The sequence below is a fragment of the Pseudomonas lutea genome, from assembly GCF_000759445.1.
In the GTDB taxonomy this organism is placed as follows: Bacteria; Pseudomonadota; Gammaproteobacteria; order Pseudomonadales; family Pseudomonadaceae; genus Aquipseudomonas; species Aquipseudomonas lutea.
Window position 1 is genome coordinate 1,811,335 of sequence record NZ_JRMB01000002.1, and the last position, 20,094, is coordinate 1,831,428.

Below are 20,094 nucleotides of genomic sequence, written 5' to 3' on the forward strand. Positions count from 1 at the left end.
AATTTCCTTAAGTGGGCTGAGCAGCGGTGCGGCTGCCACGACGTTGGCGACGGACCATCTCGCCCGCAAGCGCCAGGTAAGCCAGCGCGCCGCGAGAGGTTTTGTCGTACGCCAATGCCGGCATGCCAAAGCTGGGCGCCTCGGCCAGTCGAATGTTGCGCGGAATGACCGTGTCGTACAGCTGGTCGCCAAAGTGCTCTTTGAGCTGTGCAGAAACATCGTTGATCAGGCTAAGCCGCGGGTCGTACATGGTTCGCAGCAGACCTTCGATCTTGAGTTGCGGATTGAGCAATTCACCGATGCGCTTGATGTTATCCACAAGGTCGCTCAGACCTTCGAGCGCAAAATACTCACACTGCATGGGGATAATCACGCCATCGGCTGCAACCAGAGCGTTGAGCGTCAACATCGAAAGCGACGGCGGGCAGTCGATGAGGATGTAGTCGTAATTCTCGCGTATGGGCGCCAACGCCGACCGCAGACGTGACTCCTTCATCTGCATTTCCAGCAGAACCACCTCAGCGGCGGTCAGGTCGCGGTTCGCGGGCAGTAACTGATATCCACCGTGCTCTGAAAAGTGCATGGCTTGATTCAGATCGCATTCACCGATGAGCAGATCATAAACAGAATGCTCGAGCCCATGCTTATCCACACCACTGCCCATCGTGGCGTTGCCTTGCGGATCCAGGTCAATCAAAAGCACTCGTCGCTTGGTAGCCACCAGCGAAGCTGCGAGATTAATGCAGGTAGTGGTTTTACCCACGCCCCCTTTTTGGTTCGCTATCGCGAATACCTTAGCCATTATTGCGTGTGTTCCCTGTCATGCCGTGCGGCGCAGTATCAGCAGATGCCGTTGACCTTGGCAACCGGGTACGGCCAAGGCTTGCGCGCTTTCCAGACTAAAATCTGCGGGTAATGCTACCAGCTCCTCCGCTGGATGCAGACCCTTCATTGCCAGCCAGCGGGTATCACTGTCGCCCATGTGCCGCGTCCACTGTGTAAAGTCTTCGAGACTGCTGAAGGCGCGAGAGATGATGCCGTTGAATGGCAGCATGGGCTGGAATGCTTCGGCTCGGCTGTGGATAACTTCGAGATTGGAGAGCGCAAGTTCGAGTTTGACCTGAGTCAGAAAACGGGTCTTCTTGCCGTTGCTGTCCAATACTGTGATTTTCATGTCGGGAAACAGAATGGCCAGCGGGATGCCGGGCATCCCACCGCCGCTGCCAACATCCAGCTGACGCTCACCCTCGACGAAACGCACCACACTCAAGCTGTCCAGCAGATGACGAGACACCATCTCATCAGGGTTCCGAACGGCCGTCAGGTTGTAGGCTTTGTTCCATTTGATCAACAGGGCCAGGTATGCCAGTAGCTGGCTGTGTTGGCTCTCGCTCAAGTCGACGCCGAGCTCTCGAGCACCCACAGTCAATTCTTCGGCATGCTGCGGGGTGACCATCGAACTCAAGCGCTCTGCTCCAACTGGCGGCCCGCGCCGCGTTTTTTCAAATGAATCAGCAAAAGAGAAATTGCTGCTGGCGTCACCCCCGGAATTCGCGAGGCCTGACCTAGCGTTTCCGGTCGAGTTATCCCCAGCTTGCTCTGGATCTCTTTGGAAAGACCGGAAATACCGGTGTAGTCGATATCTGCAGGAAGCCGTGTGTTTTCGCTGCCACGCAGACGAGCGATCTCGTCTTGCTGACGGTCAATGTAACCGGCGTATTTGGTCCTGATTTCGATCTGTTCAGCTACCTGCGGGTCCGACGCACCATGACCGGTCAGCGCAACCAGACTGGCGTAGTCGACTTCAGGGCGGCTTAGCAGATTCAGCAGATTGTATTCGTGGGTCAGCGGGGTACCGAAGTGCGCCGAGACCGCGTCGCCCTGCTCGGTACCCGGCCGGACCCAGGTCGACTTCAGACGCTGTTCTTCCAGCTCAATGCCCTCGCGCTTGGCGCAGAATGCCGCCCAGCGGGTGTCGTCCACCAAGCCGAGCGCCCGGCCCTGCTCGGTCAACCGCAGGTCCGCGTTGTCCTCGCGCAAAATCAGGCGGTATTCGGCGCGCGAGGTAAACATCCTGTAGGGCTCCTGAGTACCGAGCGTAATCAGGTCATCTACCAGCACGCCAATGTAAGCCTCATCGCGACGCGGGCACCAGCTGTCCTTGCCTTGCGCCCTGAGGGCTGCGTTGGCGCCGGCGAGCAAACCTTGTGCGCCGGCTTCTTCGTAGCCGGTCGTGCCGTTGATCTGCCCTGCGAAAAACAATCCCGCAATCACCTTGGTTTCGAGACTGTATTTCAAGTCTCGCGGATCGAAATAGTCATATTCGATGGCATAGCCCGGCCTAACGATGTGTGCGTTTTCCATACCGCGGATGGAACGAACGATCTGCAGCTGTACGTCGAACGGTAGCGAAGTCGATATACCGTTGGGATAAAGCTCATGAGTCGTCAAACCTTCCGGTTCGATAAACACCTGATGGCTTTCCTTGTCGGCAAACCGATGGATCTTGTCCTCGATCGATGGGCAGTACCGAGGCCCCACTCCTTCGATTTCTCCAGCAGCCGAGTACATCGGCGACCGATCCAGATTCGCCGCGATAATTTCGTGCGTGCGGGCATTCGTGTGGGTAATCCAGCAGCTGACCTGGCTAGGGTGTTGTGCCTTGGACCCCATGAACGACATGACGGGAATCGGTGTATCACCCGGTTGTTCGGTCATCACCGAGAAATCTACCGAGCGTCCATCGATGCGTGGAGGCGTGCCTGTTTTCAGCCGACCCACTCTCAGCGGTAGCTCACGAAGCCTGCGTGCCAGTGCGATGGAGGGCGGATCACCCGCTCGACCGCCCGAATAGTTCTGCAGACCGATGTGGATAAGTCCACCCAAAAACGTGCCTGTGGTGAGAACAACAGAATCAGCCAGAAAACGCAGCCCCATCTGGGTGACTACACCGCGCACCTGGTCTTGTTCCACGATCAGATCGTCGCACGCCTGCTGGAATATCCACAGATTGGGCTGATTTTCGATGATTTCCCTGACCGCAGCTTTGTAAAGCACACGGTCGGCCTGGGCCCTGGTGGCTCTGACAGCTGGGCCTTTACGACCATTCAGCACGCGAAATTGAATGCCGCTTTTATCGGTCGCGGTTGCCATGGCACCGCCAAGTGCATCGATCTCTTTGACCAGGTGACTTTTACCAATGCCGCCAATGGCCGGGTTGCAGCTCATCTGGCCGAGGGTTTCCACGTTGTGCGTAAGCAGCAGGGTAGTAGCACCCATACGTGCAGACGCCAGTGCTGCCTCGGTACCGGCATGACCGCCGCCGATGACGATCACTTGAAAACGGGAAGGGAAATCCACCACGCACCTCGTGCCTGTTGATTGGGGGAATAGGATTGGGCGGCAAGTATAGGCACTTACCCCAGCCTAAGGAACCTGATGCGCAAAATTTAACCAAGTGTGGATAAGGCGCGCTATAGAAATTAAAAAGAAAGAAATTTATAAGATCTTTGTTTTTATGTTTATTTCTACTGGGCAACTTTTCTGTGGATAAATCAACACAGGCCTTATAGAACGTGATGTACAGAATACTTAAGGTCTGTGGTAATGTGCATCGGAGGCCATTGGATAACCTATTTAAGCCTGTGGATTAAAAGCCTACTTGTCCACAGGCGTGTTTATCCTCATGCTGAACGCCCGTTTATCAACTGACCTTAGGCCCGCTTATGCACAGGGCTCATATCAACGTGAAATCGTGCTGAGGCCAAATTTGGCGCGAGTTCAGCCACACCCATTGCGCCATGAGCTGACAGGACAGTCGAAAAAAGTAGATTGGGGAGGGGCAGACCAACCTGATTAGCCTGCCTTTAGGAGAGCGATGCGTTACTTGCCTATGCAGAAGCTGGAAAATATCCGTCCCAATAAATCGTCTGAGGTGAACGAACCCGTGATTTCGCCTAAAGACTGCTGCGCCTGGCGCAGATCTTCGGCAAGCAACTCCCCAGCCCCCGCCAAGGTCAGCTGAGAGCGACCATGCTCGAGGGAGGCGCTTGCTTCGTGCAGCGCCTCGAGGTGGCGCCGCCTTGCGCTGAAGCTTCCTTCAGCCGCTTGCTGATATCCCATGCAGGCCTTCAGATGCTCGCGCAGAAGCTCAACGCCTTCACCACCGGCTTTGGCACTAAGGCTGATCGTCACATGCCCATCGACGCTGGTGGACAGCTGCACAGCTTCATCGCTCAGGTCGACCTTGTTGCGAATCAGGGTAACGTTGGCGGGGTCAGGTCGCAGGTCGAGAAACTCGGGCCAGAGTGCAAACGGATCGTCCGCTTCCGGCGCCGTTGCATCCACCACCAGCAAAATTCTGTCAGCCTGGCCTATTGCCTGGAGCGCACGCTGGACACCAATTTTTTCGACTTGATCGTCTGTATTACGCAGTCCCGCAGTATCGACCACATGGAGCGGCATACCATCAATGTGGATATGTTCGCGCAGGACATCCCGGGTGGTACCTGCGATTTCCGTCACGATCGCCGCCTCTTTACCGGCAAGGGCGTTCAGCAGGCTCGACTTACCGGCGTTAGGCCTGCCGGCAATGACCACATTCATGCCGTCTCTGAGGAGGGCACCCTGGTTAGCTTCCCGCCATACTGTGGATAACTGCGCCCTCACGCTATCCAGCATTGTCAGCACATGGCCGTCTGCGAGGAAGTCGATTTCCTCTTCAGGAAAATCAATCGCCGCTTCGACATAAATTCTCAGGCTGATCAGCTTTTCCGTGAGCTCATGGACTCGCTGGGAAAAAGCACCCTGCAGTGATCTCAGCGCGTTGCGCGCCGCTTGTGCAGAGCTCGCCTCAATGAGGTCGGCTATTGCCTCTGCCTGGGCCAGGTCAAGTTTGTCATTAAGAAACGCGCGTTCGCTGAACTCGCCCGGGCGCGCCAGGCGGCATCCCAGCTGCACGCAACGCTCAAGCAACATGTCCAGAACAACAGGCCCGCCATGCCCCTGAAGTTCGAGCACATCCTCACCGGTAAACGAATGAGGACCAGAAAAGTAGAGACCAATGCCTACGTCGATTACCGCGCCATTTACCCCTTTGAAAGCGCCGTAATGCGCATAACGAGGTTGAGGCAGTTTGCCGAGAATTGCCTCGGCACATTTGCCAGCGTGGGGGCCGGAAACTCGAATGATACCGACACCTCCTCGGCCGGGAGCCGTCGCGATGGCCGCAATGGTTTCAAAAAGGACATTCATGGCCGACTCCTGAAGAACTGACGGATAGCAAAACGCCCCACGAGGGGGCGTTTGAAGAACTTGTTAACAGGGTAGATCAGGCTTCAGCTTTCTTGGCTTTCGCTTCGATGCTGCGGGTGATGTACCACTGTTGAGTAATGGACAAGGTGTTGTTCACAACCCAGTACAGCACCAGACCGGCAGGGAACCACAGGAAGAAGAACGTAAAGATGATTGGCATCAACTTCATGACCTTCGCCTGCATCGGATCCGGAGGAGTCGGGTTCAGACGCTGCTGGATGAACATGGTGGCGCCCATGATGATTGGCAGGATAAAGAACGGGTCTTTGATCGACAGGTCGGTTATCCACAGGAGCCAAGGCGCCTGGCGCATCTCGACGCTTTCCAGCAGTACCCAGTACAGGGAAAGGAACACCGGCATCTGCACCAGAATCGGCAAGCACCCACCCAGCGGGTTGATCTTTTCTTTCTTGTACAGCTCCATCATTGATTGAGACAGCTTCTGACGATCATCGCCATGCTGTTCTTTCAACGCGGCGAGTCGAGGCGCAACTGCACGCATCCTGGCCATGGATTTATAACTGGCGGCCGACAGCGGGAAGAAAAGCCCTTTGATCAGCATCGTCAGGAAAATGATCGACCAACCCCAGTTACCCACAAGGCTGTGAATATGTTGCAACAGCCAGAAAATGGGTTGGGCAATGAACCACAGAATGCCGTAATCCACTGTCAGTTCCAGACCTGGGGATAACTCCTTCAGGACTGCCTGACTCTTCGGGCCGGCGTAAAGCGTAGCGGTCGTTTCAGCTTTGGCGCCAGGTGCGACAGTCAATGCCGGCCCAGTGAAACCGATGATGTAATTGCCAGCGCTGTCTTTACGAGTGGTAACGGTGTTGCTGTCAGCCTTGTTCGGAATCCAGGCGGTCACGAAGTAATGTTGCAACCAGGCAACCCACCCGCCCTGAACAGTGTCTTTCACCGATCCTTTGTCGATGTCCTTCATGGAAACCTTTTTGTAGGGTTCCGAAGGCGTCCACATGGCAGCGCCCAGGTAGGTGGCTGTCCCTGTCGCCGTAGTCGAGGATGGATCGGCGCTCGCATCGCGTTTCAACTGTGCGAACAGGCTACCGTTCCACTGCTGCGCGCTCTGGTTGTCAATCACGTAGGAAACGGTCAGGTCATACAGGCCACGTTTGAACGTAAAGCGCTTGATGTAATTAACGCCACCATCGCTGAACTTCAGGTCGACGACCAGATCATTCTGGCCGTCGGCCAGCTGGAAACTTTTCTGCGTAGCCGAATAAACCGGACGACCAGAGGCTCGAGCGTCGGGACCGTTTGCGCCAGTCAGACCGCTCTGAGCAAGGAAAATCCGCTCGCCGCCGTTATCGAACAGCTGGAAAGGAATTTCGGGATGGTCCTGACGGCGTGGATACAGCGGCAAACGAAGCTGCACCACATCGCCGCCTACCGGATCAATTTCCAGATTGAGGACGTCAGTCTTCACCTGGATCAGATCTTTGCTGGTGGCCACGGGGATTTCCGCGGGCGCAGCGACTTCGCCTGTAGCGCTAGGGACGTCTGCATTGGCAGTCGCTGAACCTTGCGGAGCATCAGGAATAGCGGATGTATTGGTGGTGGCAGCAACATTCTGAGTCGGCAAGGCAGCCTGACCGTAGTCCTGGTTCCATTTCAGGACACCGACATAGGTCACGATTGCCAGGGCGACGATCAGGATCGTGCGTTTAATATCCATGATTACTCGGCCATCGAAGAGGAACGGGAGGTGGGAGCAGGTGGAACCGGGTCATAACCACCGGGATTCCACGGATGACACCGACCTAAGCGACGTAAGGTCAGCCAGCCACCACGCACCAGACCATAATTTTCAATGGCCTCGTACGCGTAGCAGGAGCAACTGGGGTAGAAACGACAGTGACTGGCCATCAGGGGACTGATGGCATAGCGGTAAAACTGGATCGGAACGAGCGCCAGTTTACGCATCAGGACTGTCTACCCCCGCAGTTTCGGTTTTAAGTTCGGGATCGGGCCGGCTGCGCGCCAGACGTTTCCAGAGCTTGCCGAAATGCTGAATCAATTCGGGGTTTTCAATGTCACCCAAGCCTTTGCGCGCGACGACGACGATATCCCATCCGACCAGGGTGTCCTGGTGAAGGCGAAACGACTCACGCATCAGGCGTTTCAAGCGGTTGCGCTCAACGGAGAGCTTCACACTCTTCTTCCCGATCACCAGCCCGAGACGGGGATGATCAAGATCGTTGTTGCGCACAAGGAGCAGGAGATTTTTCCCCGGAACCTTGCCGGTGGGGGAGTCAAAGACTGCCTTGAAATGCCGGGGGGTCAGCAAACGCTTTTCCCGACTGAAGTCCTGACTCACCACCTGTGCCGATTAATCAAACTGCCAGACGCTTACGGCCTTTGGCGCGACGACGCGACAGGACTGCGCGACCGTTTTTGGTGGCCATACGAGCACGGAAACCGTGGGTGCGAGCGCGCTTGATAGTGCTGGGTTGGAAAGTACGTTTCATGGCGTGTTACCTGGTTCGTCCACAACGGGCCGGAATGGCCCCCGTTTTAAGAGACCGGGGATTCTAGAGAAAGCGGGCTCGCAGGTCAATTTCCAACCAACGTTTCTTGCATTTAGTTCCTGCTGTGCATTCATCGACAGCGACCGATCAGCCGGTGCATGCTTCGAACCCAAATATAGAAATAAAGAAGGAAGGTATTTAAAGCTTTTTTGTAAAGCTTATAAAAGCTTAGGGCGATAGGATCTGTGGATAAAGCTCTGAGGGCCAAGTATTTCGTTGTGTACAGAGGGATGAAAGCCTGTCCAAAAGCAGTGCCCCGGCTGTGCGGCGGCTGATTACAAGCTGTGTGCAACTCCGCAGGTTATCCACAGGGGGCTTATCCACAGCCTTCAACCCTGTGTTATGCAATGGGCTGACGTCATGTTATCCACAGAGCTTATCTATCCACGGAGAGGCGTCGTTTTAAGCACCTACACCCGGATTTCATGCATTAGTGCCCCACCTTCATGTGGATAAGTCAGCTTCGGGTGGTTACAATGGCGGCTTGTTTTTGCCTCACCGGCTTCAGAATCTAGGGGATATTTGTGTCAGTGGAACTTTGGCAGCAATGCGTTGAGCTTTTGCGCGATGAGCTGCCTGCCCAGCAATTCAACACCTGGATCCGTCCGTTGCAGGTTGAAGCCGAAGGCGATGAACTGCGCGTGTATGCGCCCAATCGATTTGTACTGGACTGGGTCAATGAGAAGTACTTGGGTCGGCTGCTCGAGTTACTCAGCGAGCACGGTCAAGGAATCGCGCCATCCCTGTCCTTATTAATAGGAAGCAAACGTAGCTCGGCCCCACGTGCCGCGCCGAATGCACCGCTGGCTGCGGCTGCCGCCGCGTCTCAAGCTGCCGAGATAGCGGCCACCAGCGAAGCGCCCGTTCCCCCGCGCGCACCGCAGGTCGTTTCAACTTCTGCTCCTATGATCCAAACCTCGTTGAATGTTGAAGACGAACCCTCTCGGGCTAGCTTCGATCCGATGGCGGGTGCCAGTTCCCAGCAAGCTCCAGCCCGCGCCGAGCAGCGTAACGTTCAGGTTGAGGGCGCGCTCAAGCACACCAGCTATCTCAACAGGACCTTCACGTTCGAAAACTTTGTCGAAGGCAAGTCCAACCAGCTGGCACGAGCGGCCGCCTGGCAGGTAGCGGATAATCCCAAGCATGGCTATAACCCCCTCTTTCTTTATGGCGGTGTGGGCCTGGGTAAAACTCACCTGATGCATGCTGTGGGTAACCATCTGCTCAAGAAAAACCCGAACGCCAAGGTCGTTTATCTGCACTCCGAGCGGTTTGTGGCGGATATGGTCAAGGCGCTCCAACTCAACGCCATTAATGAGTTCAAGCGCTTCTATCGCTCCGTTGACGCGCTCCTGATCGATGACATTCAGTTCTTTGCGCGCAAGGAGCGCTCTCAGGAGGAGTTTTTCCACACCTTCAACGCCCTTCTTGAGGGTGGTCAGCAGGTTATTCTCACCAGTGACCGTTACCCTAAAGAGATCGAAGGGCTTGAAGAGCGTCTGAAGTCACGTTTCGGTTGGGGGCTGACGGTAGCCGTTGAGCCTCCAGAGCTGGAAACACGGGTCGCTATTTTGATGAAGAAGGCGGATCAGGCGAAAGTCGATCTGCCTCACGACGCTGCGTTCTTTATTGCCCAGCGTATCCGTTCCAACGTGCGTGAGCTTGAGGGTGCGCTGAAGCGCGTCATCGCCCATTCGCACTTCATGGGCCGCGACATCACCATTGAATTGATCCGCGAATCGTTGAAGGACTTGCTCGCCCTACAAGACAAGCTGGTAAGTGTGGATAACATCCAGCGTACCGTTGCCGAATATTACAAAATCAAAATCTCCGACCTGCTGTCCAAGCGTCGTTCGAGGTCCGTCGCGCGACCGCGCCAGGTGGCGATGGCATTGTCCAAGGAACTGACCAACCACAGCCTTCCGGAAATCGGTGATGTGTTTGGCGGCCGAGATCACACCACGGTGTTACATGCGTGCCGCAAGATTAACGAATTGAAAGAATCCGATGCGGACATCCGCGAGGACTACAAGAACTTGCTGCGTACGTTAACAACGTGATGCCGTCGCAGCTTATCAAGGCAAGGGACTAGACCATGCATTTCACCATTCAACGCGAAGCCCTGTTGAAACCCCTGCAACTGGTCGCCGGCGTTGTCGAACGCCGTCAGACCTTGCCGGTTCTGTCGAACGTACTCTTGGTTGTAGAAGGCCAGCAGTTGTCACTGACGGGCACCGACCTGGAAGTTGAGCTGGTTGGTCGCGTCCAGCTGGAGGAGCCTGCAGAGCCAGGTGAGATCACGGTGCCCGCCAGAAAGCTGATGGACATCTGCAAGAGCCTTCCAAACGACGCTCTTATCGACATCAAGCTAGATGAACAAAAACTGATCGTGAAGGCTGGCCGCAGCCGCTTCACACTGTCAACGCTGCCTGCGAACGATTTCCCGACTGTTGAAGAAGGCCCGGGCTCTCTCACTTTCAGCCTTATTCAAAGCAAGCTGCGCCGTCTGATTGAACGCACCAGCTTTGCGATGGCTCAGCAAGACGTTCGTTACTATCTCAACGGTATGTTGATCGAGGTCCAGTCAGGCATTCTGCGAGCTGTGGCAACAGATGGCCACCGGCTAGCCATGTGCTCCATGGCAGCGGACATTGAGCAGGCTGACCGCCATCAAGTCATCGTTCCTCGTAAGGGCATCCTGGAGCTTGCACGCCTGCTAACAGAGCAGGATGGCTTGGTCAGCATCGTGCTCGGCCAGCATCACATCCGGGCGACAACAGGCGAGTTCACGTTCACTTCCAAACTGGTCGACGGTAAATTCCCGGACTACGAGCGAGTGCTGCCTAAAGGTGGGGACAAGCTGGTGGTGGGTGATCGTCAAGCATTGCGAGAAGCGTTTAGCCGTACCGCGATTCTCTCCAATGAAAAATACCGGGGTATTCGTCTTCAGTTGGCTAACGGTCAGTTGAAAATTCAGGCGAATAACCCGGAGCAGGAGGAAGCTGAAGAAGAGATCAGCGTTGATTACAACGGCAGCTCGCTGGAGATAGGTTTCAACGTAAGCTACTTGCTTGATGTATTGGGTGTCATGACGACCGAACAAGTTCGTCTGATCCTCTCGGATTCCAACAGCAGCGCATTGGTGCAGGAATCTGGTAATGACGACTCGGCTTATGTCGTCATGCCGATGCGTCTGTAACAGCAGTTGATCAATGTCTCTTAGCCGCGTCTCGGTCACCGGGGTGCGCAATCTGCACCCGGTGACGTTCTCTCCCTCCCCTCGCATCAACATCCTTTATGGCGCCAACGGCAGTGGTAAAACCAGTGTTCTTGAAGCCATCTATCTCCTCGGCCTGGCGCGGTCATTCCGCAGTGCTCGGTTGCAACCGGTCATCCAATATGAGCAGCCTGCCTGTACGGTATTTGGACAGGTCGAACTCGCCGAAGGTGGGCATAGCAGCCTCGGCGTATCCCGGGAGCGTCAGGGTGATTTTCAAATTCGCATCGATGGCCAAAATGCGAAGAGCGCGGCGCAGCTCGCTGAGACGTTGCCGCTGCAGCTAATCAATCCGGATAGCTTTAGGCTTTTAGAAGGTGCTCCCAAGATCCGCCGCCAGTTTCTGGACTGGGGAGTGTTCCACGTGGAACCTCGATTTATGGCGACTTGGCAACGGCTCCAGAAGGCCCTGAGGCAGCGGAACTCGTGGCTTCGCCATGGTACACTTGACGCCGCTTCGCAGGCCGCCTGGGACCGTGAGTTGTGCCTGGCTAGTGATGAAATCGACGAGTATCGGCGCGCTTATATCAAGGCATTGAAGCCCGTATTTGAGCAAACCCTGCGTGAGCTTGTTCAGATCGATGGGCTGACACTTAGTTACTATCGAGGATGGGACAAAGAAAAGAACCTGAGCGACGTACTCGCATCCTCGCTCTATCGCGATCAGCAGATGGGTCATACGCAAGCAGGGCCCCAACGTGCAGATTTACGTCTGCGGCTCGGCGGGCATAATGCGGCGGACATCCTTTCTCGTGGGCAGCAGAAGCTGGTGGTCTGCGCCCTGCGGATTGCTCAGGGACATTTAGTAAGCACGGCCCGTCGTGGCCAATGTATTTATCTCGTCGACGACCTTCCATCGGAGCTCGATGAGAATCACCGCGGCGCGCTTTGTCGGCTGCTGGAAGAATTACGCTGCCAGGTATTCATAACCTGCGTAGATCATGAATTGTTGCGGGAAGGCTGGCTGGCGGAAACGCCAGTTGCTGTGTTCCACGTGGAACATGGCAATATCACCCAGACCCACGACCACCGGGAGTGAAGGCATGAGCGAAAATCAAACGTACGACTCGACCAGCATCAAAGTGCTGAAAGGGCTCGATGCCGTACGGAAACGTCCTGGTATGTATATCGGCGACACAGATGACGGCAGCGGCCTTCATCACATGGTGTTTGAGGTAGTGGACAACTCGATCGACGAGGCGTTGGCAGGTCACTGCGACGACATCAGCATCATCATTCACCCGGATGAATCGATCACTGTTCGCGACAATGGACGTGGCATCCCTGTCGATGTCCATAAAGAAGAAGGCGTCTCCGCAGCCGAGGTCATCATGACCGTATTGCACGCTGGCGGTAAGTTTGACGATAACTCGTACAAGGTATCCGGCGGTCTGCATGGTGTGGGCGTTTCAGTTGTTAACGCATTGTCCGAGGTTTTAAACCTGACTGTTCGCCGCAGTGGAAAGGTCTGGGAGCAGACGTATGTCCACGGCGTGCCACAAGAGCCGATGCAAATCGTTGGCGAGAGTGAAACCACAGGTACCGAGATTCATTTCAAGCCATCATCTGAGACTTTCAAAAATATCCACTTCAGTTGGGACATCCTGGCGAAGCGGATCCGTGAACTCTCTTTCCTGAACTCCGGCGTGGGTATCGTTCTCAAGGACGAGCGCAGCGGCAAGGAGGAGTTGTTCAAGTACGAAGGTGGACTGCGGGCGTTCGTCGAATACTTGAATACCAACAAGACACCCGTGAACCAGGTCTTCCACTTCAACATCCAGCGTGAAGATGGCATCGGCGTTGAGATTGCGCTGCAGTGGAATGACAGCTTCAACGAGAACCTGTTGTGCTTCACGAACAACATTCCGCAGCGTGACGGTGGCACCCATCTTGTTGGCTTCCGCTCAGCCCTGACCCGTAACCTGAATAACTACATTGAGCAGGAAGGTCTGGCGAAGAAGCACAAAGTCGCCACCACAGGTGACGATGCACGCGAAGGCCTCACCGCGATTATCTCCGTTAAAGTCCCTGATCCGAAGTTCAGCTCGCAGACAAAAGACAAACTGGTTTCGTCAGAGGTGAAGACAGCGGTTGAGCAGGAGATGGGCAAGTACTTCTCTGACTTCCTGCTTGAGAACCCGAATGAAGCGAAAGCCGTCGTCGGCAAGATGATCGATGCGGCGCGTGCTCGGGAAGCTGCACGAAAAGCGCGTGAGATGACCCGTCGTAAGGGTGCGCTCGATATTGCAGGCCTGCCTGGCAAACTGGCTGACTGCCAAGAAAAAGACCCTGCCCTTTCCGAGCTGTACTTGGTGGAAGGTGACTCTGCTGGCGGCTCCGCCAAGCAGGGACGTAACCGTAAAACTCAGGCCATCCTCCCGCTCAAGGGCAAGATCCTGAACGTAGAGAAGGCGCGTTTCGACAAAATGATCTCTTCCCAAGAAGTGGGAACATTGATCACCGCGCTGGGCTGCGGTATCGGCCGCGACGAGTACAACATCGCCAAGCTGCGCTACCACAACATCATCATCATGACCGATGCGGACGTTGACGGTTCGCACATCCGTACGTTGCTTCTGACATTCTTCTTCCGTCAGCTCCCCGAGCTGGTGGAGCGTGGCTACATCTATATCGCTCAGCCACCGTTGTACAAGGTCAAGAAAGGTAAGCAAGAGCAGTACATCAAGGACGACGAGGCCATGGAAGAGTACATGACCCAGTCCGCACTTGAAGATGCCAGCCTGCACTTGAGCGAATCGGCGCCTGGTATTTCCGGCGCAGCGTTGGAGAAACTGGTACACGACTTCCGTATGGTCATGAAGACCCTCAAACGTCTGTCCCGTCTTTACCCGCAGGAGCTGACCGAGCACTTTGTGTATCTGCCGGCTGTACCAATGGAGCAGCTGTCGGACCATGCGGCCATGCAAGAGTGGCTGGCAAAATTTGATGAACGCCTGCGCGTCGGTGAAAAGTCCGGTTTGGTCTACAAGGCCAGTTTGCGGGAAGACCGCGAGCGTAACGTGTGGCTGCCTGAGGTCGAGCTGATCTCCCATGGTTTGTCTAATTACGTAACCTTCAACCGCGACTTTTTCGGCAGCAATGACTACAAAACGGTCACCGCACTGGGCGCTCAGATCAGTACCTTGCTCGAAGAAGGCGCCTACGTACAACGCGGCGAACGCAAGAAATCGGTCACGGAGTTCAAGGAAGCGCTGGCTTGGTTGATGGCGGAAAGCACCAAACGTCACACGATTCAGCGCTATAAAGGTCTTGGTGAGATGAACCCCGATCAGTTGTGGGAAACCACAATGGACCCAAGCGTGCGACGCATGCTCAAAGTCACGATCGAAGACGCTATCGGCGCTGACCAGATCTTCAACACCCTGATGGGTGATGCAGTAGAGCCGCGCCGCGACTTCATCGAAGCTAACGCACTGGCAGTGTCGAACCTCGATTTCTAAGGTTCACCCGTAAATAAAAACAGCCCCAACGATGCGAATCGTTGGGGCTGTTTTGTTTGAGATGTTCAGCTTACCGTTTTGATCTGACTGGTTGGCGATGTAATCAGCCCTCTCCTGCTCAACCGTCTGCCCCACTCAATACCGCGGAGCTCGATGCATTGATGGCTGACCGCGGATATACGCACAATTATGATTAGTAGACCGATGAGCAGGAGGTTGTCAGCTACTGCGTTCTGGAAGGAAAGCATCGGACCAGGGGCTGCGGCAGTGTATGTGACGACGGTGTAACCAGTGACCTTCCCCACCATAAGCAACCCTAGGGTGACAGCGAATAAAACCATCGCATGGACCATGTAGATCGAGTAGGACAGCGCGCCCAGCCGTTCAAATGGTTGAGCTTTAAGCAAGGTCGAGACAACCCCTCCCTCGAAAGAGAAGACCAATATCAGCGCGCAGAAGACCACCATCAAAATAAGCTGCTTGTGACCGCTCTCGCTTATCAGCAAGCTCAACGTCATGCAAATACCGCTCACCTCCAGGAAGGTGAGCAGCCACCGCGAGAGGGCCTTCTTGTGGATAACTGTATAAAGCTTATAGGTCATAACCCCTGCGAAGAAACAAGACAGCCCCTGTAATGCCGGCTCCATCAAGTCAGCAAGTCCCAGCGACAAACACGCGGCAGCCATCGCTGAAACGATCAGGAATATCAGCGTGGCGAACCGGGGGGTACACAGAAGTATCCCCGCAAAAATCATGTAAATGTAGTACTCGACACTGATGCTCCACGCCGGAAAGTTGAACGACTGAGGATTGAATCCTGGCCACCAGGATTGGAGGAGCAGCAGGTTGGGGATGATTTCTTGGGGCGCGCGCTGCCCGGTGAAACTCGGCTGACTGAAGGCTATACCGGCACGCTCTGCGCTCAGCTTCACGATCTCCAGTGCGATGGCGAACAGGAGCACAAAGACGTGCAATGGATAGAGTCGGAAGGTGCGAGTGATGAAGAACTGCCTGAACTGACCTTTCGTGCCAAGCCTCTGGCGGTAGGTATGGGCCATGACGAAGCCACTCAGGACGAAGAAAAAGCTCACCAGATAATGCGCGTTTCTGAAGAATGCCCATTCGCCGAAGCTCTGTGGAACGTGGACGTGATAGACCGCAACGCTTAGTGCGCAGATGCCCCTGAACCCGTCCAGCACTTGAAATCTTTTCATCGCGAACTCCCTGTTGAATACATGCCAAACGCGTTTAGCCCGAACTTCGGGCTCGGGCGATCATGCTTTACCTTTCCCAACTGTGGCCCTAGGCCGTTTGATACTGTCCAGACGACTGCTGATAAAGTCGGCAACGCTGCCGCGCCTTGCCATGGCGGGCTTCTCGATAAAGTGCCAAGAGAATACGGCTGCCAGTAATACAACCGGGAAACCGAGCAGCATCATGCTGACAGGGCCAATGCCTTTGAAAAGGTGGGCCAGGATTTCCTGGACCGGAAAGGCATAGATATAAACACCGTAGGAGTAATCACCCAGGTGTCTGTAACGGGCGATCACAGGCTGGTAAGCGAACCCCAAGTACAAAATCAGATATGTCCACGCCAGCACCCCGCACTCGAAGAAAAACGGGGTGCGCCATGTGCAGGCCGCCAAAACAGCGAAAGGCAGGAGGCCCAATAAACGATGGTGGATATGCTGACGATATTGGTAGAAGGACATGCCCAGAACAAATGGCAAGCTCCACATGAAAAAAGCTTCGGTGCCGTAGAAGTCGTTGAACAGCGCACTGTTCAATCTCAGCCCTTTGAACGTGATGTACAGCGCGGCGTATAAAACAAGAAACCCGGAGAATCTGCGTCGCTCGCTGCAGACAGAGAACGCACCCAGCGCGCCGACCAGAATGTAAAAGGCGACCTCAAAGAAAAGCGTCCAGAGTGACCCATTTATACCTGGCCAAGGGTTCATCTCAAACACGCCAGGCAGCTGGTACTTCATGTTGAATAGCGTCAGGTCGTGGGTGAGATAACCGTATGTTTCACCTGAACGGAAATATTCCGGCGTACTCAGTGTCGTAAACAAAGGTCCGATCAGAAACACACTGACCAGCAGTACGAATGTCAGTCCCGGATAGATGCGCAGAAATCGAGCGGTGAAGAAGTTGATCGTGCCGCCTGCGCGATCGCGGCTAAGCGAGATAAAAAAGCCGGAGACGCAAAAGAACGTGATTACCGCCACCTCACCAAGGGAAAGGCCGATCAGGTCAGAGAGTGGTTCGACCGCATCATGGCCGAGCGCAAGAGGATAGCTATGAGAAATCAGTACCGCTGCTGCGGCGATTATCCTGATGAGGTTAAAGTTGTTGTCCCGTCTGGACGCCAAGTCACCCAACGTATTCATACTGCCTCCGCGCGCGATCAGGGTCGTACCGATTCGATCCATTCACCGCTGTGACACTTACGCCGTCGGGGACGCGCGATATCGAGAGGGTTGTAAATGGTGTTGAGCATGAACAATACACTGGGAATTTTGCGCGTCTAATTGCCTTCCCTAATCGTGCTGTGGATAACCTGCACGCCCTGTCAGCCAATATTTTGGCCCGGAATCCTGAACGATAGTTTTTGATACGCGGGACAGTGTTTTGAGTTTCTGTTAGCGAGCCACGCCAACATGACCCGAAGTACCCGTGGATTGAACCGCAGCATCAGGACAGTGAAAGACCAAGGAGCTTCAGTCACATGTCGATTCGCAAATACCAAAAAGTTCTGGCAATCCCTCGAGTGCTGCCTGCCACGTTATTCATGTTCGTCGCGGGTCTCCCGCTGACCATCATGGGGCTCACGTTGAGCTTGCATGTGCTCAACGAAATGGGCGGCAGTTATTTTGATGCGGGCGTGGTGGGCACGGCGACTGCCTTGGGTTTCGCGGTGGGCTCTCCCCTGCTCGGCCGGATGATCGACCGTCATGGCTTACGCCCGGTGGTGGCTGTGTGCGGGACGCTGTCGACCCTCGCGTGGATATTGCTCCCTATGGTGAGCTATTGGCTCTATGTCCTATTGGCTTTTATCGCCGGTCTTTTTACCGTGCCGACAGGATCGCTTGCGCGGCAGTTCGTGGCCAGTCTGGTCCCGGAAGATCAGCGCCGTCCCGCGTATTCGCTGAACATGATGCTCATGGAACTCTCATTCGTGATCGGGCCCGCCAGCGGCATCCTGTTGATCACCACCTATTCGGCGACTGCCACTCTGGCGGGCATAGGCCTTTGGCGCGCACTCTCCTACGTCGTACTGTATGTATTGAACTGGCCTACCCGAAATCTGGATGAAGTCGCGGCGAATCCAGATCGCGTCCGACCCAAACTTCGCACATGGATGAGCGGCCGTTTATTAGCCGTCATGTTTGTCAGTGCGGGTGCTTTATTCGTGCTGTACGGCACAGAGTTGGCACTCATTGCCGTGTTGCGTGCCAGCGATCAACTTGCCTTTACCGGTTATGTCATCGCTGCCATGTCCATTGCATCCATCGTGGGCGGATATGTCCACGGAGTTGTCCACAGGTCTTGGTCGCAAATGAAGCTCGCTCTGGCGATGAGCGTGTTGCTGCTACCCGTAGTCTTTTTTGATGACGTCTGGTGGTGGCTTTTGCTCGCGCTGCTGCCGACCAACCTGCTGTGCACTCCGACGCTGGCTGCAGGTTCGGAAGCGGTTGCAAAGCTGGCGCCTTCAAGCGTCAGAGGAGAAGTGATGGGCTTGCATGATTCGGCCTACCGCATAGGCCAGACGCTGTCGGCGCCGATTGTGGGTTTTGCGATCGACAGCGTTTCACCTGCCATGGGATTTGTCGCAGCGGCGTGTGGCGGGATTGCGTTAGTCGGCATGGGGACGCTATGCACGCGTTACAGTACAGCGTCGGCTAAGACCGCTTGATCACTTACGGTCTTGGCTGCGCAGGCTCAAGACCGGCCTTTTCAAGCAATTGACAACGGCTAAGAAAAACTTATGCACGGTTTTGTCGCCGTAAGCACTGCGAGAAATAAGCATTAGAATTAATGAGTTAGCAGTGTATTTCTGAGATTTTGCGACATTTAGTGCACAGGTTATCCACAAATTCAGACGGCGGATTTTTCCGGTAGGGGTGCAGGCACCGCAGGTGATCCCAAATCGCGCTGCGTTTGCTCGTTCCAGGCCGAAACGCGATCGTTCAGCGCAGCGATTGCGCGAGGGCCAGTGCCCTCGGCATACATCGGCTTGCCAATGACGACCTCAATAGTCCCAGGCTTCTTCCCCCAGCCCTCTTTGGGCCAATACCGGCCGGCATTGTGTGAGATGGGCAAGACGGGGAGATCTGCATTAACCGCCAGTGCCGAACCGCTGCGTGAGAACTTTCCAATCTGGCCGTAAGGTACCCGCGTGCCCTCAGGGAAGATGAGCACCCAAACGCGATCCTTAAGTAATTCGTCGCCTTTCTTTGCGACGACTTTGAGCGCCGCTTTGGGGTTATTGCGATCGATTGCGATCGGACGGAGCATCGCCATGGCCCAGCCAAAGAAAGGCACGTACAGCAGCTCGCGCTTGAGTACCTGGCTCAAAGGTTGAAAGTGCGCCGATAGAAAAAACGTCTCCCAGGTACTTTGATGATTGGAGACGATGACGCATGGCGTCTCGGGAATGTTTTCCTGGCCGGTGATGTTGACCTTGATGTTGAGCAACACGCGCGTCAGCCATAGTGCACAGCGGCACCAGTAGACGTTGATAAAGCGATAACGAGCGCGAAATGGCAGGAAAGGCGCAATAAAGAAACTGAGCGAACACCACAGCAGGGCGCTGGTGCCCAGCAGCAGGTAAAAGAAGAAGATCCTGATGGCCTGCACAATCGACATAGCTGCTTATACCGTTACGGGGCGATAGCCCGAATTAAGCGGTCTGCTGGACAGGCCTCAGCCTTCCAACAGTTCGCTGTTGTGAATAAGTTCTGCGGCGACCGCCGCCAGATCTTCAAAAATCAACGTGCCGGCGGGTAATGGCCCGCTTCGCGTCTTCTGACCTTTGCCTGTCATAACCAATACAGGTTGTGAATCGACGGCAGCTGCCGCGTCCAGGTCACCCTTACTGTCACCCACAAACCAAACGCCGGCTAAATCGACGGCGTAATGGCGGGCGATTGTCTTGAGCATGCCAGGTTTTGGCTTACGGCAATCACAGCCAGCGTCCGGGCCGTGGGGGCAATAGACAACCAGTCCGACCTCGCCTCCGTTCTGTGCCACGAGTTCACGCAAGCGCGCATGCATGGCATCAAGTGTCGCGAGATCGTAGTAGCCGCGAGCAATGCCGGACTGGTTAGTGGCCACCGCCACCGTCCAGCCGGCCTTGCTCAGTTGCGCGATGGCCTCGACCGAACCAGGAATCGGAACCCACTCCTCCACCGACTTGATGTAGGCATCGGAGTCCTGGTTGATCACCCCGTCCCGATCGAGAATCAGCAACTTCACTGGCATATCCCTCGCA

17 protein-coding genes are annotated in these 20,094 nt (G+C 55.2%); 5 read left to right on the plus strand and 12 right to left on the minus strand.

Annotation, left to right across the window (positions count from 1 at the left end; translation table 11 throughout):
- Positions 1-7: 7 nt before the first annotated feature.
- From LT42_RS20250 to rpmH, 8 genes are all read right to left on the minus strand, one after another.
- Positions 8-802: a ParA family protein gene (locus LT42_RS20250; protein WP_037016931.1), complete on the minus strand. Its 795-nt coding sequence runs from the start codon at positions 800-802 to the stop codon at positions 8-10.
- A gap of 18 nt (positions 803-820) precedes the next feature.
- Complete coding sequence (rsmG, locus tag LT42_RS20255) at positions 821-1,456, minus strand: 16S rRNA (guanine(527)-N(7))-methyltransferase RsmG (protein WP_152597717.1); 636 nt, start codon at positions 1,454-1,456, stop codon at positions 821-823.
- Between the two features lie 5 nt (positions 1,457-1,461).
- Positions 1,462-3,360, minus strand: coding sequence for a tRNA uridine-5-carboxymethylaminomethyl(34) synthesis enzyme MnmG (mnmG, locus tag LT42_RS20260; protein ID WP_037016937.1), 1,899 nt, complete (start codon positions 3,358-3,360; stop codon positions 1,462-1,464).
- A 522-nt stretch (positions 3,361-3,882) separates the two neighbouring features.
- Positions 3,883-5,253, minus strand: a complete 1,371-nt coding sequence (gene mnmE / locus LT42_RS20265; RefSeq protein WP_037016939.1) for a tRNA uridine-5-carboxymethylaminomethyl(34) synthesis GTPase MnmE — start codon at positions 5,251-5,253, stop codon at positions 3,883-3,885.
- Positions 5,254-5,329: 76 nt separating this feature from the next.
- Complete coding sequence (gene yidC / locus LT42_RS20270; protein ID WP_037016941.1) at positions 5,330-7,009, minus strand: membrane protein insertase YidC; 1,680 nt, start codon at positions 7,007-7,009, stop codon at positions 5,330-5,332.
- A 2-nt stretch (positions 7,010-7,011) separates the two neighbouring features.
- Positions 7,012-7,257, minus strand: a complete 246-nt coding sequence (gene yidD / locus LT42_RS25430) for a membrane protein insertion efficiency factor YidD (RefSeq protein WP_074886126.1) — start codon at positions 7,255-7,257, stop codon at positions 7,012-7,014.
- On the minus strand, positions 7,250-7,651 hold the full coding sequence (rnpA, locus tag LT42_RS20275) for a ribonuclease P protein component (RefSeq protein WP_037017607.1): 402 nt from the start codon (positions 7,649-7,651) through the stop codon (positions 7,250-7,252). Before rnpA ends, yidD begins: the two co-directional genes overlap by 8 nt.
- A gap of 16 nt (positions 7,652-7,667) precedes the next feature.
- Positions 7,668-7,802 (minus strand): 50S ribosomal protein L34, encoded by a 135-nt coding sequence (gene rpmH / locus LT42_RS25435; RefSeq protein ID WP_002551315.1) that lies wholly within the window; start codon positions 7,800-7,802, stop codon positions 7,668-7,670.
- Positions 7,803-8,386: 584 nt separating this feature from the next.
- Between rpmH and dnaA the strand changes: the two genes are divergently transcribed.
- From dnaA to gyrB, 4 genes are read left to right on the plus strand one after another with little or no spacing between them, the layout of a single operon-like run.
- Positions 8,387-9,922: a chromosomal replication initiator protein DnaA gene (gene dnaA / locus LT42_RS20280; RefSeq protein WP_037016945.1), complete on the plus strand. Its 1,536-nt coding sequence runs from the start codon at positions 8,387-8,389 to the stop codon at positions 9,920-9,922.
- Between the two features lie 35 nt (positions 9,923-9,957).
- Positions 9,958-11,061 carry a DNA polymerase III subunit beta gene (dnaN, locus tag LT42_RS20285; protein ID WP_037016947.1) on the plus strand — a complete coding sequence of 368 codons (1,104 nt, stop codon included), beginning with the start codon at positions 9,958-9,960 and terminating at the stop codon, positions 11,059-11,061.
- 13 nt (positions 11,062-11,074) lie between these two features.
- On the plus strand, positions 11,075-12,178 hold the full coding sequence (gene recF / locus LT42_RS20290) for a DNA replication/repair protein RecF (protein ID WP_037016950.1): 1,104 nt from the start codon (positions 11,075-11,077) through the stop codon (positions 12,176-12,178).
- 4 nt (positions 12,179-12,182) lie between these two features.
- Positions 12,183-14,600, plus strand: coding sequence for a DNA topoisomerase (ATP-hydrolyzing) subunit B (gene gyrB / locus LT42_RS20295; protein ID WP_037016953.1), 2,418 nt, complete (start codon positions 12,183-12,185; stop codon positions 14,598-14,600).
- A gap of 65 nt (positions 14,601-14,665) precedes the next feature.
- On the opposite strand, the gene LT42_RS20300 is transcribed toward gyrB, so the two are convergent.
- Complete coding sequence (locus tag LT42_RS20300; RefSeq protein ID WP_052075340.1) at positions 14,666-15,814, minus strand: acyltransferase family protein; 1,149 nt, start codon at positions 15,812-15,814, stop codon at positions 14,666-14,668.
- A gap of 60 nt (positions 15,815-15,874) precedes the next feature.
- A complete protein-coding gene (locus LT42_RS20305; RefSeq protein WP_052075341.1) occupies positions 15,875-16,990 on the minus strand; it encodes an acyltransferase family protein in 1,116 nt (371 codons plus the stop codon).
- Positions 16,991-17,328: 338 nt separating this feature from the next.
- Between LT42_RS20305 and LT42_RS20310 the strand changes: the two genes are divergently transcribed.
- Complete coding sequence (locus LT42_RS20310; RefSeq protein WP_081955428.1) at positions 17,329-18,516, plus strand: MFS transporter; 1,188 nt, start codon at positions 17,329-17,331, stop codon at positions 18,514-18,516.
- Positions 18,517-18,698: 182 nt separating this feature from the next.
- On the opposite strand, the gene LT42_RS20315 is transcribed toward LT42_RS20310, so the two are convergent.
- Both LT42_RS20315 and gmhB read right to left on the minus strand, forming a co-directional pair.
- Positions 18,699-19,469: a lysophospholipid acyltransferase family protein gene (locus LT42_RS20315; RefSeq protein WP_037016956.1), complete on the minus strand. Its 771-nt coding sequence runs from the start codon at positions 19,467-19,469 to the stop codon at positions 18,699-18,701.
- A gap of 57 nt (positions 19,470-19,526) precedes the next feature.
- On the minus strand, positions 19,527-20,084 hold the full coding sequence (gene gmhB / locus LT42_RS20320) for a D-glycero-beta-D-manno-heptose 1,7-bisphosphate 7-phosphatase (RefSeq protein ID WP_152597704.1): 558 nt from the start codon (positions 20,082-20,084) through the stop codon (positions 19,527-19,529).
- Positions 20,085-20,094: the final 10 nt, after the last annotated feature.

Bases quoted from the DNA above. Each gene is read 5' to 3' on its own strand.
- LT42_RS20310 (WP_081955428.1), top strand. From the start codon at position 17,329: ATGTCGATTCGCAAATACCAAAAAGTTCTGGCAATCCCTCGAGTGCTG.
- gyrB (WP_037016953.1), top strand. From the start codon at position 12,183: ATGAGCGAAAATCAAACGTACGACTCGACCAGCATCAAAGTGCTGAAA.
- recF (WP_037016950.1), top strand. From the start codon at position 11,075: ATGTCTCTTAGCCGCGTCTCGGTCACCGGGGTGCGCAATCTGCACCCG.
- LT42_RS20305 (WP_052075341.1), bottom strand. From the start codon at position 16,990: ATGAATACGTTGGGTGACTTGGCGTCCAGACGGGACAACAACTTTAAC.
- LT42_RS20250 (WP_037016931.1), bottom strand. From the start codon at position 802: ATGGCTAAGGTATTCGCGATAGCGAACCAAAAAGGGGGCGTGGGTAAA.
- mnmE (WP_037016939.1), bottom strand. From the start codon at position 5,253: ATGAATGTCCTTTTTGAAACCATTGCGGCCATCGCGACGGCTCCCGGC.
- yidD (WP_074886126.1), bottom strand. From the start codon at position 7,257: ATGCGTAAACTGGCGCTCGTTCCGATCCAGTTTTACCGCTATGCCATC.
- dnaN (WP_037016947.1), top strand. From the start codon at position 9,958: ATGCATTTCACCATTCAACGCGAAGCCCTGTTGAAACCCCTGCAACTG.
- LT42_RS20300 (WP_052075340.1), bottom strand. From the start codon at position 15,814: ATGAAAAGATTTCAAGTGCTGGACGGGTTCAGGGGCATCTGCGCACTA.
- gmhB (WP_152597704.1), bottom strand. From the start codon at position 20,084: ATGCCAGTGAAGTTGCTGATTCTCGATCGGGACGGGGTGATCAACCAG.
- rsmG (WP_152597717.1), bottom strand. From the start codon at position 1,456: ATGGTCACCCCGCAGCATGCCGAAGAATTGACTGTGGGTGCTCGAGAG.
- LT42_RS20315 (WP_037016956.1), bottom strand. From the start codon at position 19,469: ATGTCGATTGTGCAGGCCATCAGGATCTTCTTCTTTTACCTGCTGCTG.
- yidC (WP_037016941.1), bottom strand. From the start codon at position 7,009: ATGGATATTAAACGCACGATCCTGATCGTCGCCCTGGCAATCGTGACC.
- rpmH (WP_002551315.1), bottom strand. From the start codon at position 7,802: ATGAAACGTACTTTCCAACCCAGCACTATCAAGCGCGCTCGCACCCAC.